This is a genomic window from Arthrobacter sp. zg-Y916 (genome assembly GCF_020907385.1).
GTDB lineage: Bacteria > Actinomycetota > Actinomycetes > Actinomycetales > Micrococcaceae > Arthrobacter_B > Arthrobacter_B caoxuetaonis.
The window spans coordinates 1-16,598 of record NZ_JAJJOD010000007.1 but is presented as its reverse complement, the minus strand read 5'-3'; the positions used below and the strand labels follow the sequence as shown (position 1 = coordinate 16,598).

Here is a 16,598-nt window from a genome sequence, read left to right as displayed (position 1 = left end):
CGAGAAAATCGATCAAACACTTCAGAAACATCGACTAGACATCTGTGATGCGGATCACCAGAGTGGAGCCATCATCATCTCTGCCCTGCAGGTGAGCGGCAGGCTGCAACCTGCAAAGACGCGGAAAATGCGCCCGCCGCCCCGGCACTGACCCCCAGGAGTGCAGTTGGCCAGTCAAGAACCACGTTTCCGCAGCATTACGTACTTCCCGGTCCCCGGTCCGGCCGTGGGAAATACTGCCGTCACAACGGCCAGCCGAACGTTACTTCCCGGAAACGGCGGGCAACGGCGCCTAAACCCGGTTTGCGTACGGTGGCATTCATGACTACGAACGAAGCCCCACCGAGTGTCCAGTCCGCTCCGGCGGAAGCAGCCAAACCCCGCATCACCGGCATGCAGAAGCGTGTCCTGGCCGGCGGCAGTGTTGGCCAGTTCATCGAGTTCTACGACTTCGCCCTGTACGGGCTCTCAGCAGTGGTTCTTTCGCAGCTCTTCTTCCCGAGCGAGAGCGCGTTCATCGGGCTGCTGTCCACCTTCGCAACCTTCGGCGTCGCGTTCCTGATCCGGCCGCTCGGCGGACTGTTCTTCGGAGCCCTCGGTGACCGGATCGGCCGCCGCCGCGTCCTGTACATCACCCTGGTCTCCATCGGAGCAGCAACCGCCGCAATCGGCCTGCTGCCGACCTACGCCACCATCGGTGCCCTGGCCCCGGCACTGCTGGTGCTCTGCCGCCTGGTCCAGGGCTTCTCGGCCGGCGGCGAATCCGTTGGCGCCCCGTCGTTCGTCTTCGAACACGCTCCGGCGAACCGCCGCGGCTTCTGGCTGAACATCACCCTCGCCGCCACGGCGCTGCCTTCCGTGGTGGCCGGAACGCTGATCCTGGTGCTGAGCCAGTCGATGAGCGAGGCCGACTTCCAGAGCTGGGGCTGGCGCATTCCGTTCCTGCTGGCGCTGCCGCTGTCCCTGTTCGGCCTGTGGATCCGGGCCAAGACCGAGGAAAGCGAAGTGTTCAAAGCCGTCCTGGCCAAGAACCAGACCAAGGAATACAGCCCCATCCGCGAGACATTCCGCACCAACAAGGTCCGCATGCTCCAGGTCATCTTCGTCATGGGCCTGACCGCCATGGGCTTCTACTTCCTCTCCGGGTACTTCGTCTCCTACGTCCAGACCACCGGCAACCTCAGCCGCGACCAGTCGCTGCTCGCCAACGCCGCAGCCATGGCGTTCTACGCACTGCTCCTGCCGCTGGGCGGAATCATCGGCGACCGGGTTGGCCGCAAGCCGATGCTGATCGCCGGTTCGGCAGCACTGGCAGTCTTCGCAGTTCCCTGCTTCATGCTGGTGACCAGCGGCGTGCTGGGACTGGCCATCCTGGGCCAGCTGCTCTTCGTCATCCCGCTCTGCATCTACGGCGGCGGCTGCTACACGTTCTTCGTGGAAATCTTCACCACCAAGACCCGCTTCACCTCCGCCGCCATCAGCTACAACGTCGCCTACGCCATCTTCGGCGGCACCGCTCCGTTCGTCGGCACCGCACTGGTGGCCGCGACGGACGTGGCGTACTCGCCCGGTTTCTACATGAGCGCCGCAGCGGTGATCGTGCTCCTGCTGCTCACCCTGACCCGGGTTCCGGAAACCCGCGGACGCATGGGCTAACACCGCCCGGCGCAGCCGCACGAACCAAGCCCGCCTGAATCAAAGGAAAGAACCATGACTTCATCCCAGGCATTCCTGAAGGATTTCCACGACGTCGCCGCCATTGGCGCCACACCCGCCAACGGCGTCGACAGGCAAGCAGCAACCCCGGAAGACAAGCAGACCAGGGACTGGTTCGCCGCCTACGCCGAAGCCCGCGGCTGGGAGGTGCGCGTGGACGGGATCGGCAACATGTTCGCGCTGGTGGAGCTGGTTCCCGGCGCACCGTACGTCCTGGTCGGATCACACCTGGACAGCCAGCCGCTGGGCGGACGGTTCGACGGCGCGTACGGCGTGATTGCCGGCCTGCACGCAGCTTCCCGGATCACCGAGCGGCTGGCCGCCAGCGGTGGAACACCGGTCTTCAACCTGGCGGTGGTCAACTGGTTCAACGAGGAAGGCGGGCGGTTCGCCCCGTCCATCATGGGCAGTTCCGTATTTGCCGGGCTGATGGATGAGGACGCCATGCTGCAGGTCCGCGACCTCGCCGGTATCTCGGTCCGGGAGGCCCTGGACGGAATCGGCTACCTCGGCACGGACCAGCGCCCGGAAGTGGCCAGCTACGCGGAAATCCACATTGAACAGGGACGGATCCTGGAACGCGAACAGCTGCCGCTCGGCGCAGTCGACTACTCCTGGTACACCCAGAAGCTGGATATTGAAGTGCTCGGTGAACAGTCGCACACCGGGGCAACTGCCATGGCAGACCGCCATGATGCCCTGGTGGCGGCGTCGAAGGTGGTTTTGCTGGTCCACGACGTGACGAAGAAGTTCACCGAAGAAGCCCTGGTTTCCTCGGTAGGCCGGATGACACTGGAGCCGAACTCGCCAATCGTCGTCGCGCGCCGGGTCCACCTGGTCGCAGACCTCCGCTCGGCGTCGCCGGAGATCGTCAGCGAGGCCCGTGCCTCTCTGCTCGCCGATATCGACGCTATTGCCCGGGAACATGACATCACCATCAATGTGAACGATTTCGATATCCGCGGCATCCAGTACTACCCCGAAGAAGGTCTGGAACTGGCGGAGAAGGTCGCCGCGGAGCTGGGCCTGGGAATCCGGAGAATCCAGACCATGGCCGGACACGACTCCGTGGCACTAAACCGCATTGCCCCCACGGTCATGCTGTTCATTCCTTCGGTGGACGGCGTCTCGCACTGCGAACGCGAATTCACCCGCGACGAAGACATGGTTGCCGGACTGGACGCCCTCACCGAACTGGGCTGGAAGCTGGTGCACGGTGCCCTCACGGACCAGGCCACGGGGCCGGCGGCATGAGCACACCCACCGGTGAGGCTGCGGGTAGCCGGACTCCGCAGGAGGCGCCGCTGCACTATTTGGACGCCGTCACGGCACTGAAGCTGTTCCGCTCCCGGGAGCTCTCCCCGGTGGAACTGCTGCAGGCGGTGGTTGAGCGCGCGGGCACCGCGAACGCGTCAGTCAATGCCCTCACCGAGACTCTGTTCGACGACGCCATGGTGCTGGCCCGGGACGCGGAAGCGCAATACCTGCGCGGTGAAGCCGGTGCTGCTGACCGGCCGCTGCTCGGGCTGCCCGTCGTGACCAAGGAGAAGCACGCCCTCGCGGGGCGCAGCTTTTCGCAGGGGCTGCTCTCCCATGCCGGGCGGACGGCAGCGGCCGACCACCCCGTGGTGGAACGCATCCGGGCCGCGGGAGGAATCGTGCACGCACGGAGTACGTCGCCGGAGTTCAGCTGCGCCACCGTGACCCACAGTCCCATGTGGGGCGTCACTCGCAATCCCTGGAATCTTGAGCGGTCACCGGGTGGATCCTCCGGCGGTGCGGGAGCGGCGCTGGCCGCGGGCCTGGCTCCGTTGGCCACGGCGTCGGACATCGCCGGTTCAACCCGGCTGCCGGCGGCATTTACCGGAACGGTTGGGTACAAGGCTCCGTACGGCCGGATCCCCGGCCTGGCGCCGCTGTCCGCTGACTGGTACCGCGGCGACGGTCCCATGGCACGCACCGTTGCGGACACGGCCCTGCTGGCCAACGTCATGTCCGGCCGGCACCCGGGCGACCACTCCTCCCACGGCAGACCGGGAACCCTGCCGCTGGAGTACCCCGACACCGGAAATGTTGCCGGTCTCCGGGTGGCTCTGTGCCTGCGGCTCGGGGATTACCCGCTGGAGGACGCCGTGGAGGCCAACACCCGGGCCGTTGCCGAAACCCTGCGGGCAGCGGGAGCTGTGGTGGAGGAGGTGGTCCTGCCGTGGACAAGCGCTGAGATCCGCGACACGATCTTCACTCACTTCGGCCACATCCTGGGGCCGGCCATGGAAACGGCCACTGCGGGGTCTGAAGACACCCTGGCCCCCTACACCCGCCGGTTTATGGCTGACGCGCGGGCCGCGGCGGAACGCAGGACGCTGGTCGACGGACTCGGAACTGAGGCCCGGATCCAGTCGCAGCTGGCAACCGTGATGGACGGTTTCGACGTGCTGCTCTGCCCCACCTCCGGAGCCGGATCACTGGCCGCCGACGCCGATTACCTCGACGGCATCACCGTCGCCGGGACCCGGCTGGAGCACTACTGGGAGGGCCATCTCACGGCGCCGTTCAACATCACCAACCGCTGCCCCGTCCTGGCGGTGCCGTCAGGGTTTGGTGCTGACGGCGTGCCCACCGGGGTGCAGGTGGTGGGCCACCCGTTTGCGGAGGAATCCGTCTTCCGAGTGGGTGCTGCCATCGAGGTGCTGCGGCCCTGGGCGGGGCGGTACCCGGACCTGTAGGCGTTCAGCCGTGCCGGCTATGGCGTCCAGTCCTCCGGGCCGGCAATACCTGGCTATACCGCACCGGCTGGTGCTGCAGTTCGGACCCGGGATGTTCGTGCGCCATCCCGGCTTGTGCCTGCAGGCCCAATCCCTCCGTCTCGGGACACCCCTGCCGGTTTGGGACATTCCTGCGCGGCGCCACGGCAGGAATGTCCCAAACCGGTAGGGAAATCCCAAAGTGGAGGAACCCCCGACAGTCTTTAGCCGTGCCGGATTCCCTGCCCGGCAAGCACCGCGCGGTAGCCCTCGCGGTACGTCGGATAGGTGAACTCGAAGCCCGTGCCGCGCAGCCGGGCGTTGGACAGGCGGCGGTTGCCTCCGCGGGTTGAGCTGCGGGGTTCCTGCGGCGCCAGCAGCGGTTTGCCCAGCTCGGCGGAGAGGAAGGCAAGCACGTCGCGCTGCTCCGCCGGCTCGTCGTCGACCCCCAAATACAAGGGCGCCGGCTCCGGGACCGCGGTGGTCAGGTGCACGATCGCAGCGGCCGCATCATCCCGGTGGATCCGGTTGGTCAGCTGTCCCGGCCCGGGATCCGGCGCACCGGCGCGGACCTGGTCGATCAGCCGGGTACGGCCCGGTCCGTAGATTCCGGCCAGCCGCAGCACCACCGCATCCGGGCGGCGGGAGTGCAGCAGGTCCTCGGCTTCGCGGATGACGGCGCCGGTCACCGATGCGGGAGCAGTGGGGGAGTTCTCATCCAGCCAGCCGCCGCCGGCATCGCCGTACACCGCTGTGGAGGAGACGAACAGGATCCGCCGAGGACGCACGCCGTCGCGCTCCAGGGCATCCAGGACGTTCGCTGTGCCGTCCACGTAGGCGGCCCGGTACGCGGCCTCGGTGCGCTCGGCGGCAGCCACCGAAATGACAACGACGCCGGTGTCCGCCGGAACCTGCGGCAGGGTGCCGGTGAGGTCGGCTGCCTGGCCGTTCAGCGGAGCGGGAATCTTCTCGGGTGAGCGGCGCCAACCGAGCACGGGAAAGCCGGCCGCGGCGAACCGCAGGCCGGCTTCCGTGCCCAGGTCGCCGCAACCGGCAATCAGGACAGTCATGGCTTTAGTCTGCCAGCAGTTGATCAGGCTAGTCCGGCAGGGAGGCGAGGACCTGGCGGGCCACGTCCACGCTGGACTGCGGATTCTGGCCGGTGATGAGGTTGCCGTCGGTGACGACAAAGCTCTCCCATGCGGGCCCGGAATCGACCACGGCGCCCTTCTCGGCCAGGGCGTCAGCGACCATCCACGGTGTGTTTTCGCCGGTGCCGCCGGTCAGCTCCTCCTCGTTGGTGAACACCGTGAGCCGGCGGCCGGAGAAGGCGAATCCAGTCTCGGGGGTTTCGGCGCTGAGCAGCGCCGCCGGGCCGTGGCAGAACGGGGCAATAACCATTCCGGCGTCGTTCGCGGCGATGAGGATCCGTCCCATGTCCCAGTCCGTGGCCAGGTCCGCCATTGGGCCGTGCCCGCCCGGGATGACAACGGCGTCGTATTCCAGGGGCACGACGTCGGACAGCGCCATCGGCTTCTCGAGTTCCGGGCGCAGTTCCTCCAAGTAGGACGTGAGGTGTGCTGCCTTCTCTTCGCCTCCGGCCTGGTCGGGCTGCAGGCTGATCTGGTCCACCGTGGGGGCCTTGGCGCCGGGAGTGGCGAACGTGATGCGGTGCCCGGCCTCGGCGAGGGTGCGGTGCGCTTCGACCAGTTCCTCGGCCCAGAAGCCGGTGGGGTGCTCGGATCCGTCCTTCATGGTGAGCGAATCGGCGGCGGAGACAACCATCAGGATGTTGTTCATGCGGGTCCTTCTTTCGGGGGAGTTTTCGGGGGAGCGGGCGGCCGCTCCTAGCGTGCTGCCGCGTCGATCTCGGCGAAAGCCGCGTCGTCGAGAACCAGGTCCCTGGCGCCCAGGTTCTCTTCCAGGTGGGCTACCGAGCCGGTGCCTGGAATCGGCATCATGACCGGTGAGCGCTTCAGCAGCCAGGCCAGGGCGACCTGGGAAGTGGTGGCTCCAAGCTTCTTGGCGGCAACGTCGAGCACACCTCCGGGCCGGGCCAGTTCGCCGGCGGAAACCGGGGCCCAGGGGATGAAGCCGATTCCGTTTTCGGTGGCGTACTCGAGGACGTCCTCGGAAGAGCGGTCGGTGAGGTTGTAGCGGTTCTGCACGGTGGAAACCGTGAAGTACTTCTCCGCCGCCTTCAGCTGTTCCACGCTGACCTGGGACAGGCCAAGGGCCTTGACCTTCCCCTCCTGCTGCAGGTCCCGCAGCACGGCAAACTGTTCCTCGGCATCGACGGTCGGGTCAATCCGGTGCAGCTGGAACAGGTCCAGCGAGTCCACCTTGAGTTTGCGCAGGCTCAGCTCGGCCTGCTGGCGAAGGTACTCGGGGCGGCCCAGCGGAATCCATTCGTCCGGACCGGTACGCACGAACCCGGCCTTGGTCGCGATGCGCACGCCTTCGGGGTAGGGGTAGAGCGCCTCGGCAATGATCTCTTCACTGATGTTGGGTCCGTAGGAATCGGCGGTGTCAATGAAATCGACGCCCAGTTCGACGGCGCGGCGCACCACCTCGACGGCGGTTCCGCGGCTCTGCGGCTCACCCCAGACGCCGGGGCCGACAATGCGCATGGCGCCGAAGCCCAGGCGGTTCACGGTGCCGAGGTCCTTGAGGTCGATGGTCGGGGACAAATTGGGTTCTACAGTCTGCTCGGTCATATAGGCGGCAACAGCGTGCCCCCAAGGGCTTATTCCTCAGCACCCTGATATTTCCGCCGCAATCAAGGTACGTTGTGCCCTGTTGCTGCCGGGATCCGGCGTGCATTCTGTAGTTTCCGGGAGAAACCGAGAAGACAGCTATGGCTGAAGGAGTGTTTGCGATGACGGAAACTACTTCCACCGAGGTGGTGACAGGGCTCTACATCGGGGGTGAGGCGCGGGCCGGTGAGGACATGCTGGAGGTCGCTGACCCGGCCCGGCCCGGGGCGCCTGCAGGTTATGCGGCCGCGGCATCTGCCCGGGACGTCACAGACGCCGTGGAGGCGGCGAAGGCAGCGTTCCCGGCTTGGGCTGCGCTGAGCCCGCAGGAGCGGGCGGCGCAGATGGCCGAAGCGATCGCCGGCATAGCCGACCTGCGGGATGAGGACGCCGCCATCCTCACGCGTGAAAACGGCAAGATCGTCAGCGAAAGCTGGGTTGATGCGCTTGTCTTCGAGATTCGTTGGCAGCTCGCCCTGGCCCTGGCCGGGGACGTCGAGCGCGAGGAGATCCTCGAAACTGCTCCGGGGATTCCGGTGCGGACCAGTGTGACGTATCAGCCGCTGGGCGTGGTGACGGTGATCGTCCCGTTCAACTGGCCCGTGGCCATCCTGGGAGCGTCCCTGCCCCACGCGCTGCTCGCCGGCAACACCGCGATCGTCAAGCCGCCGCCCACCGCCCCGCTGGCCACCACCCGGATTGTGCAGAGGGTGGCCGAGAAACTGCCGCCCGGAGTGATCAACGTGGTCACCGGCCGGGACGAGGAAATGTCCGGACTGATCCGGAACGACGACGTCGCCAAGGTCTGTTTCACCGGAAGCGTCGGAGGCGGCAAACGAATCATGGAAGCAGCCTCCGGGACGTTGACCCGGGTGACCCTGGAACTGGGCGGCAATGACGCAGCAATTATCCTGGACGATGCGCTGCTCGACGAGACCCGCCTCGACCGCTTGTTCGCAGCGGTGTTCGATACCACCGGCCAGATCTGCATGAATGCCAAACGCATCTATGTGCATCGCTCCCGCATGGAGGAACTGGTGGCCGGGCTCTCCAGCCGCCTGGAAAAGGTGGTCATCGGGTACGGCCTGGAGGAGGGGGTCACCATGGGGCCCCTGCATTCTCCGGCCCAGCGCACCTTCGTGCGTGAGCTGATCGAGGAGGCAAGGCAGGCAGGCGCCGAGGTCCGCGAGTTCGGACAGCTGCCGGAGGAACCGGAGATCCGGCAGGGCAACTTCCTGAAGCCGGCACTTGTCCTCAACCCCTCCCCGGAGCTGCGGGTGGTAACCCAGGAGCAGTTCGGGCCCGTCATTCCGATCATGGCGTTCGACAGCGACGACGAAGCTGTGGCCGCCGCCAACGACAGCTGGGCGGGCCTTTGCGGGTCCGTTTGGACCGAGGACACGGCCCGGGCGAACGCCGTTGGCAGCCGGATGGAGTGCGGCTACGTCTGGGTGAATGACCACGGCGCCACCAGGCTGGACCTTCGCGCACCGTTCGGCGGAATGAAGCAGTCGGGCATGGGCCGCGAACAGGGAATCCACGGCGTCCGGGCCTTCCAGGACACCCGTTCCATTGCCCATCTGGATGAGGGTGCACTGTGAGGGGAAACCGGGGATGACGCATACTTCTTTGGCGGAAATCGGCGGGAGTCCAGCCGACCGCCATGGGACGGCCGATTAGCGGACTGAACCTGTCCGCTAATCGGTTGGACCCGGGAAGGGGAGGGCGTACGCTCGCGGCCATGGACTGGAAAATAGAACTCGTGCCCGTGCCGGTGTCCGACGTCGACGCAGCCAAGAACTTCTACGTGAACCAGGTGGGTTTCGCGGACGACTTCGACCAGCGGGTCGATGAGAACCTGAGGTTCGTCCAGCTGACCCCGCCCGGTTCCGCCTGTTCGGTGGTGATCGGCGAGGGGACCACGGACATGCTCCCCGGCAGCCAGCGGATCCAGATCGTTGTGCCCAGCGCTGCGGACGCGCGGCAGCATCTGGTGGACCACGGCGTGGAGACCAGCGAGATTACGCCGCTGGACTGGGGTACCTTCGTGTACTTCAGTGATCCGGACGGCAACCAGTGGTCGCTGCAGGAACTGCCTGCCCTTCCTGGCCAGTAGGAGGGCAGGCGTGGTGTGTCCGAATTAGTGCCGCTCGGCGCGTGCTGCCCGGACCAGGCTGTACTCCGCGGGATCCAGTGCCGCTTCGGCACCGCCGGACAGCAGGACTGTCACGTCAGGATGCAGCTGCAGGACAGAGGCCGGGACATCCGGAGTGACCGGGCCCGTCAACGCCGCTGCAATGGCTTGTGCCTTGCGGGGCCCTGAGGCCAGGAGGACCAGCGACCGGGCCTCACGGATGGTGCCCAGCCCCTGGGTCAGCGCGTGGGTGGGGACATCCCGCAGCGACGGGAAGAACCGGGCATTCGCTTCCCGGGTACTGGCTGTCAGCGCCACGACCCGGGTGCGGGAATCCAGCGCCGACCCCGGCTCGTTGAACGCCAGATGCCCGTTGCTGCCAATCCCCAGCACCTGTACATCGATGCCGCCTGCGGTCCGGATGGCGGCCTCGTAGCGGTCGGCGGCGAGATCCGGATCCGCCGCCGCGCCGTCAGGCACCCGTACCGCCGCCGGATCCAGGCCCAGCGGATCAATGACTTCGCGCCGGACCACCGCGTGGTAACTCTGGGGGTGCCCGGGCGGCAGCCCGAGGTATTCGTCCAGGGCGAAGCCGCGCAGCGGAGACAGGTCCCCGGCCCGGCGTGCCAGCTGCTCATAGAGCGGCAGCGGCGAAGATCCGGTGGCAATGCCCAGGACCGGGTTTCGGCGTGCGGCCAGGCGCGCCAGGACTACATCCGCTGCCGCCAGGCCCAGGTCCCGGGGGGACGCGGCGGCAAGCACCTGAACGCTCATGCCTGCGCCGCGTTCGAGGAGAGCGAGGCGGCCAGAGCGGGATCCGCCGGCGCCCATTCCGCGAGTCCGAGCAGCCCGGCCGCATTGGCTCCGAAGATCCGCTGTACGTCAGCCGCCGGCATGCCCATCTCCCAGCAGATCCGCAGCTGGTCCACCAGGTAACGCCGGGCGTAGCCCCGCGGGAACCAGGAGGAGTCGGTGCCGAAGACGATCCGCTCCGGGCCATGGGTTTCGTAGAATCGGCGGAAAACATCCTCCAGGGTCAGTTTCTGCGCCATGAACCGCACCCACTGGTTGGAGCCGGAGGTGTCCACCAGCACGTTGGGACAGGCCCACATCAGGAACAGCACCTGCTGCACGTGCTGGATTCCGAAGTGCGGCACCACAAACGTCACATCAGGGTGGCGTTTGGCCACGGCTTCCAGCCAGGCGGGTTCAATCATCGCGTTGTGCGCAATACCTCCGGCAGAGCCGCAGTGGCCAAAGTGGATCAGCACGGGAACCTGGTACTCGGCGGCCACGCGCCACACCGCATCCGCGCCCGGGTCATCGATGCGGGAGGACATCAGCGGGGCAAACAGCTTCAGCCCGCGCAGCCCGTGGTCGCGAACTGCCCGCCGGAAATCTTCGGCGGCCCCGGGGAGAAAAGGATCCGCCATGGCGGCCAGGCCCAGGAATCGCCCGGCGCCGTGCTGCACCAGTGCGGCCATCTCCTTGTCACCGCCGGCGGTGACGAAGGCCGCGTGCTCAACGTGGTGCTCGTCCAGTTCGGTGATCCAGCGGTCAGCTTCCGCCTCCCAGCCGGCGTCCTGTTCTGTGCTTTCCGGGTCTGCGAAATCCCAGCTGCGCCGCCACTGGGCGGACATACCGGCTACCTTCGCGGCGCGGGCCGCAGCAGCCGGTCCGGATTCCTCACAAGCGAACTGGCCGCCGGACAGGGACCGGGTGAGCGGGTCGAACGGCATCCGGAAATGCAGGTGGAAATCGATGATGGAGATGCCCTGCACCACAGGGCGGTTTCCGATTCGGGCGACGTGCACGGTGTGGTCTCCTACAGGGGCAGCGGCTCGGGCAGTACGACGGCGCCGCGGTGGTCCGGAGCGGTTGCCACCAGGTCGGTGGCATAGCGGACGGCTGCAGCCAGCGCCTGGCCGGGTTCATCTCCGCGCGCGAGGCAGGCAAGGAAAGCGGCGTTAAAACCGTCCCCGGCGCCGGTGCTGTCCACCGGTGTCACCGGGCGGGCCGGTGTGTGCAGCCAGGTCCCGTCCGGCAGGGCAAGGCCGGCACCGCCGGCCCCCAGTTTTGCGGCCACCATGGTGGAGGTCTGCTCAGCCAGCAGCAGGGCGGCGGCCCGCGGATCCGGGTTCCCGGTGAGGCCAGCCAGCTCGTCGCTGTTTGGCAGGAACAGGTCCACTGAGCCCAGTACGCTGCGGACCTCCGCCCGGATATCTTCGGTCCAGCCCTCAGAAGGCCAGCCGGTGTCCAGCACGGTAAGGGCGCCGTTCGCATGCGCTGAAGCGAACAGCTCGCAGGCGGCCTGCCCGCGCAGCTTGGGCAGCAGGAAGTAGCCGGCCAGCACCAGGGTGCCGGTGTTCAGGGCGCCGGCAGGAACGTCCTGCGGTGTCAGTTCAGCCATGGCTCCCAGTGAGGAGATGAAGGCACGGTCCCGGCCGGGCGCCTCAACTGCCACAGTGATGCCGCTGGGCTGCCCGGCGTCCCGCACCAGCACTGCCTGAAGCCCGGGCAGCGCGAGCTCCTGCTCCACCAGGCGGGTGGAGGCGTCTTCTCCGACCTTGCTGACCAGGATGGTTTGCTGTCCCAGCCCGGCACAGCGCACGGCGAGGTTCCCCGCGGATCCGCCCAGCCGGATGTCGATGCCAAGCACAATCGCTTCCGTGCCGGGCTCCGGCAGGGCCGCAGCTCCGGACACCATGATGTCCAGGTTGGTGTTCCCTGCAACGGTGATGGTGGCCTTTGCACCGCTCATGCCGCGGCCGCCAGGGCCTGCGCGCGTTCCAGCAGGGCAGCGCGGGCAGCATCGATGCCGGTGCGCAGTTCCGCGGCGCGGACGGCAAGGGTACGGGCGGCTTCCGTCGCACGGTCCGCGGTGGCAGTAACAGCCTTGATGCCGGGGCTGCCTGCCTGCGGCCGGTCCAGGATCCGTCCCGGATCAGTTCCGGCGGCAAGCACGAGGTCAGCCAGGTCCGTGCTGATGTTCCCGGCGGACAGGGCCCCGGTCACCTGCTCCCGCGACCACGCTGTGGGGTCAGCGGACTTGAACAGCCGCCCGACGACGTCGTGCGCGCCCCGCCAGGGCACGCCGGCGACTGCCAGGGCTTCTGCCACGGACGTGGTGGTTGCACCGGAGCGGACGATCTCCGCCTTGTCCGGAAGCCGCAGCACGGTGAATTCGTTCAGCAGCCCGTCCAGCATGCGCACAAACCGGATCACCCGGTCCGAGGCACGCCAGAGGTGCTTCTGCACATCGGTGGTGGCGTTGTTGGAATCCTCGTACCAGCCGGAGTTGATGTTCGCGTAGGTGGCGGACATGTCTGCGGCAGCGGCGCCGGCCATGGACACCATGTGTTCCAGCACCACCGGGTTCTTCTTCTGCGGCATGATCGAGGAGCCCTGGGTGTAGGCGTCCGGGGTGGCCACCCAGCCGAAAGTCATCCATTCCAGCAGTACCCGGGAGAAGCGTGCGCCGGTGGCACAGATCCGCGCCTGCGCTGCGGCCAGGCGCATAAAGTGCTCCGCGCCGGCGACCGCCTCATAGCTGGACGTGAACGTTGACTCAAAGCCCAGCAGGTCAGCGACGGTCTGCGGGTTGATCGGCACGTCGGATCCGGTAAACGCCGCGGAGCCCAGCGGGGAAACGTTCATCTCCGCGTAGATGTCCAGCAGCTCCCGTCCCTGGCTCAGCAGGGCTTCGGCCAGGCCTCCCAGAACATGGCCGATGGTGGTGGGCTGGGCAGGACGCCGATGGGTGAAACCGATGATCAGCGCGTCGGCATGCCGGCGTGCCAGCTCGGCGGCGTCCGCGGCGCTCTGGAGCACCAGGTCCGCCTGGTCCAGGATCTGGCGGCGCAGCACCATCCGGAAGGCCCCGGCGTCAAGGTCGTTGCGGCTGCGGGCCAGCTGAACGTCCAGCTCCGAGGTGGAGATGCCGCAGGCTGCGGCGAGCTGCTGTTCCATGAAGTAGTACGGGTCTTCCACGGAGCCGTCGAAGCTGTATTCCTGCCGGCCGTCGGTGATCCGCTCCCACAGTTCCAGCAGGCCCTTCTCCAGCCGGGCGGAACGCTCCCGCGGAAGGATGCCTTCGTCGTCGAGCATCCAGACATGGGCCAGGGAAGCTTCCACCATGGGCGGGTAGATGTTCGCGGCAGCTTCCTCGAACGCGTCGCGCAGGTGGTTGTCCCAGTAGACGGACAGATCCGGGCGGTCGGTCAGGAGCGTACGGGAGGGGGTGTTCATGCTTATTTCACCGGCTTCAGGTCGGGGGAGGCGGAAGAGGGAATCGGCAGCGGGGAGGCGGCGGCTGGGATGGGACCCGCCAGCGGTGTCTCCCCGGTGGGACGGCGGCGCCGCAGCATCTTGGCGATGCCGCCGCTGCCCGGGTTTTCAAGCCGCTGGGAGATGATCAGGACAATCAGGATCAGGCCCATCTGCAGGGTGCCGTACGCCGCGGCGGTGCCGAACTCGTTGGAGTAGATCCGGTTGTAGATCTCAACGGACAGCGGAGCGAACCGCGCCGGGTAAATCACCACGGAGGCCACGTACTCGCCGAAGCCCTGGATAAAGGCCATCAGGGCGCCGGCAAGGATGCCCCGGTACATCAGCGGCACTGTCACGGTGCGCAGCACCCGCCAGTGGCCGGCACCGAGGTTGCGGGCAGCTTCTTCCACAGAGGGATCGATCTGGGCCAGGGCGGCGTTGGCTGAGCGGAAGACCAGGGGAAGGAACCGCACAAAGTAGGCAACCGGGAGGATCCACAGCGAACCGATCAGGACCTGGCCCAGGTTGAAGGGCGAGGGGCTGGCGAACGCGGTCACCAGGTTGACGCCGACGACGGTGCCGGGCAGCGCCCAGGGAATCATGACCATCACGTCCAGCAGTCCCTTGCCCGGGCCCTTCCACCGGGTGACCACCCAGGAGGCAATAACACCGACCACGGTGCACGCGATCATGGCGATGAAGGCCATCTGGCTGCTCACCAGAATGGGACGCAGGGTCGCCGGATCGGTGAAGATCCGGGAGAAATTCCCCAACGTGTACTGGCTGGGCAGGATCTGCACGGTCCAGGAGCCGTCCACGGTGAAGGCCAGCAGCACGATCACGGCTGCCGGTGCCATCAGGATCAGCACCAGGACGGCGGAGCCGAGGCCTGCGCCGAGCCGGGGGAGCGTTCCGTGGATGACCTTCACGGCCTGCGGGGTGCCCTTGGACGCGCTGCGGTGAACCCGCCGGTTCTGGTACCAGCGCATCGCCAGCAGGAAGAGGATGGAGACGATGGACAGCACGGTGGACTGGGCCGCCGCCAGTTCGTAGGCGCCGGAGGTACGGGAGGCCACAATCTGCATGGTCAGGGTCTGCACGTTGTAGAACTGCGGCGCGGTAAAGGAAGCCATGGAGACCATAAAGGTCAGCAGGGCGCCGGAAACCAGGGCCGGGGTCAGCATGGGCAGCAGCACGGTGCGCCACATGGTGAAGCGGCTGGCCCCCAGGTTCAGGGCGGCTTCTTCCATGGAAGAATCGGACCCGGCCAGGCCGGAGGAGACCGCGAGGTAGAAGTACGGGTACATGGTCATGGTGTGGACCAGAAGCACGCCCAGGACGCCGTTGGCGGAGACTGCCCCCGGGTCGGCGCCGAAGTACTGTGCCAGGAACCGCGGCAGGATCCCGCTCTCGGCGTAGAGGAAGTAGAAGGAGACGGCGCCGATCAGCGGCGGCAGTGCCATGGGCAGCATCGCGAACAGCCGCAGCACGTTGCGGCCGGGGAAATCGAAGCGGGTCAGGAGCACGGCCAGCGCCGTGCCAATGACACCGGTGGTGATTACGGAGACCACCGAGATGCCTACGGAGAGGCCCAGCGCCCGGCCGGAGTTTCCGCCGAAGAAGCCGCTGTAATTGCCCATTCCGCCGTCGACGCTGGTGCGTGCCGTGGCGAACATCGGAATCACGATGTACAGCAGCAGGACCAGGACCAGGGGAATGGCCAGCCAGTAGATGAACCGGTCCGAGGACGTGGTTCCGCTGCGGTTTCGCAGTCTTGCGGCGAGGCCGGTCACGGCGCTACCAGCCAGACCCGGTCCGGATGCGGGAACAGGGTGACCCGGTCCCCGGGCTGCGCCCGGTCCTCTGAGTCAGGGACGGAAACCACAAGTTCCTTGCCGTTCCAGTCCACTTCGTAAACGTTGACGGCACCGGTAAACTCAGCCGTCTTGACCGTGCCCCGCAGCGTGCCCGGTCGGCTCTGGCCGCCGGTGTCCGTGTGCATGGTGAAGGATTCAGGGCGCAGGCTCACCGCTGCCGTGTCGCCGGCGGCGGCGTTGCCGGATACTGTTCCGGCCACCCGCGGGGCGCGCAGCACCGAACCGTCGGCCAGCTTGAGATGCACGGTGTCGGTTGAGGACTCCAGCACGGTGCACTCCAACACGTTGGAACGTCCGATGAACCGTGCCACGAAGGACGTGGCCGGCCGGTGGTAAACCTCCCGGGGCGGGGCAACCTGGTGCAGCCGCCCGGACTCCAGGATGGCCACGCGGTCGCTCATTGCCATTGCCTCGGCCTGGTCATGGGTGACATAGATGCTGGTGATTCCTGCAGCCTTCTGGGTGCCGCGGATTTCTGCACGGGTTTCCTCGCGCAGCTTGGCATCCAGATTGGAAAGCGGCTCATCAAGCAGCAGCACCGAAGGCTGGATGACCAGTGCCCGTGCCAGCGCCACACGCTGCTGCTGTCCGCCGGAGAGCATGTCGATGCGGCGGTCAGCGTAGCTCTCAAGGCCAACCTGCTGCAGTGCGCGGTCCACGCGCTTGTTCTTCTCAGCCCTGGCGGTGCGGCGGACGCTGAGGCCGTAGCCCACGTTGGCACGCACGGTCATGTGCGGGAACAGGGCGTAGTTTTGGAACACCATGCCGGTGTCGCGGCGGTTGGGGGCAGTGTTTGTGACGTCGCGGTCATTAAAGAGGATCCGTCCGCGGGAGGGCTGGATGAACCCCGCAACCATGCGCAGGGTGGTGGACTTGCCGCACCCGGACGGGCCCAGAAGGGTGAAGAACTCTCCGTCTTCGATGGTGAGGTTGAGGTCTGCCACAGAAGGCGCGGAACCCGGGTACCGTTTTTCGATCGATTCGAGGAAGACTCGTGTCATGGCTGCTCTCCGCAGGGGATAGTGGGTGGAAGGTTCAGGAGGCGGGGGGGGGCCCCCGCCGCCCCCCCCCCGCCCCGGGGGGGTTGTCCCCGGCGCCGCTG

General features: G+C 67.0%; 14 protein-coding genes. 5 read left to right on the top strand and 9 right to left on the bottom strand.

Annotation, left to right across the window (positions count from 1 at the left end; genetic code table 11):
* Positions 1 to 321: 321 nt before the first annotated feature.
* The 3 genes from LOC59_RS12095 to LOC59_RS12085 are packed head-to-tail and all read left to right on the top strand — an operon-like array spanning position 322 to position 4,442.
* Positions 322 to 1,656: an MFS transporter gene (locus LOC59_RS12095; protein ID WP_227895372.1), complete on the top strand. Its 1,335-nt coding sequence runs from the start codon at positions 322 to 324 to the stop codon at positions 1,654 to 1,656.
* Positions 1,657 to 1,710: 54 nt separating this feature from the next.
* Positions 1,711 to 2,970 carry a M20 family metallo-hydrolase gene (locus tag LOC59_RS12090; protein WP_229972197.1) on the top strand — a complete coding sequence of 420 codons (1,260 nt, stop codon included), beginning with the start codon at positions 1,711 to 1,713 and terminating at the stop codon, positions 2,968 to 2,970.
* A complete protein-coding gene (locus tag LOC59_RS12085) occupies positions 2,967 to 4,442 on the top strand; it encodes an amidase (RefSeq protein ID WP_229972195.1) in 1,476 nt (491 codons plus the stop codon). The genes LOC59_RS12090 and LOC59_RS12085 overlap by 4 nt, the downstream gene beginning before the upstream one ends.
* 242 nt (positions 4,443 to 4,684) lie before the next feature.
* Here the strand turns inward: LOC59_RS12085 and LOC59_RS12080 are convergent, their stop codons facing one another.
* From LOC59_RS12080 to LOC59_RS12070, 3 genes are read right to left on the bottom strand one after another with little or no spacing between them, the layout of a single operon-like run.
* Positions 4,685 to 5,530: an SDR family oxidoreductase gene (locus LOC59_RS12080; protein ID WP_229972193.1), complete on the bottom strand. Its 846-nt coding sequence runs from the start codon at positions 5,528 to 5,530 to the stop codon at positions 4,685 to 4,687.
* Positions 5,531 to 5,558: 28 nt separating this feature from the next.
* A complete protein-coding gene (locus tag LOC59_RS12075) occupies positions 5,559 to 6,260 on the bottom strand; it encodes a type 1 glutamine amidotransferase domain-containing protein (RefSeq protein ID WP_227916294.1) in 702 nt (233 codons plus the stop codon).
* 47 nt (positions 6,261 to 6,307) lie between these two features.
* Positions 6,308 to 7,177: an aldo/keto reductase gene (locus LOC59_RS12070; protein ID WP_227916295.1), complete on the bottom strand. Its 870-nt coding sequence runs from the start codon at positions 7,175 to 7,177 to the stop codon at positions 6,308 to 6,310.
* A gap of 161 nt (positions 7,178 to 7,338) precedes the next feature.
* Here LOC59_RS12070 and LOC59_RS12065 point away from each other — a divergent pair, with 161 nt between their 5' ends.
* Entirely contained in the window at positions 7,339 to 8,817 is a 1,479-nt protein-coding gene (locus LOC59_RS12065) for an aldehyde dehydrogenase family protein (RefSeq protein ID WP_229972191.1), read from the top strand.
* A gap of 140 nt (positions 8,818 to 8,957) precedes the next feature.
* Positions 8,958 to 9,332, top strand: a complete 375-nt coding sequence (locus tag LOC59_RS12060; protein WP_229972189.1) for a VOC family protein — start codon at positions 8,958 to 8,960, stop codon at positions 9,330 to 9,332.
* Between the two features lie 24 nt (positions 9,333 to 9,356).
* Here LOC59_RS12060 and LOC59_RS12055 read toward each other — a convergent pair whose 3' ends face one another.
* Genes LOC59_RS12055 through LOC59_RS12030 form a run of 6 tightly spaced genes read right to left on the bottom strand, consistent with a single transcriptional unit; the run spans position 9,357 to position 16,497 of the window.
* Positions 9,357 to 10,124 (bottom strand): glucosamine-6-phosphate deaminase, encoded by a 768-nt coding sequence (locus LOC59_RS12055; protein ID WP_229972187.1) that lies wholly within the window; start codon positions 10,122 to 10,124, stop codon positions 9,357 to 9,359.
* Positions 10,121 to 11,164 carry an amidohydrolase family protein gene (locus LOC59_RS12050; RefSeq protein ID WP_229972186.1) on the bottom strand — a complete coding sequence of 348 codons (1,044 nt, stop codon included), beginning with the start codon at positions 11,162 to 11,164 and terminating at the stop codon, positions 10,121 to 10,123. The genes LOC59_RS12055 and LOC59_RS12050 overlap by 4 nt, the downstream gene beginning before the upstream one ends.
* Positions 11,165 to 11,175: 11 nt before the next feature.
* Positions 11,176 to 12,111: a carbohydrate kinase family protein gene (locus LOC59_RS12045; protein ID WP_229972185.1), complete on the bottom strand. Its 936-nt coding sequence runs from the start codon at positions 12,109 to 12,111 to the stop codon at positions 11,176 to 11,178.
* Positions 12,108 to 13,598, bottom strand: a complete 1,491-nt coding sequence (locus LOC59_RS12040) for an argininosuccinate lyase (RefSeq protein WP_229972184.1) — start codon at positions 13,596 to 13,598, stop codon at positions 12,108 to 12,110. The genes LOC59_RS12045 and LOC59_RS12040 overlap by 4 nt, the downstream gene beginning before the upstream one ends.
* Positions 13,599 to 13,600: 2 nt before the next feature.
* On the bottom strand, positions 13,601 to 15,412 hold the full coding sequence (locus LOC59_RS12035) for an ABC transporter permease (protein WP_229972183.1): 1,812 nt from the start codon (positions 15,410 to 15,412) through the stop codon (positions 13,601 to 13,603).
* Positions 15,409 to 16,497: an ABC transporter ATP-binding protein gene (locus LOC59_RS12030; protein ID WP_227895359.1), complete on the bottom strand. Its 1,089-nt coding sequence runs from the start codon at positions 16,495 to 16,497 to the stop codon at positions 15,409 to 15,411. The genes LOC59_RS12035 and LOC59_RS12030 overlap by 4 nt, the downstream gene beginning before the upstream one ends.
* Between the last annotated feature and the right edge of the window lie 101 nt (positions 16,498 to 16,598).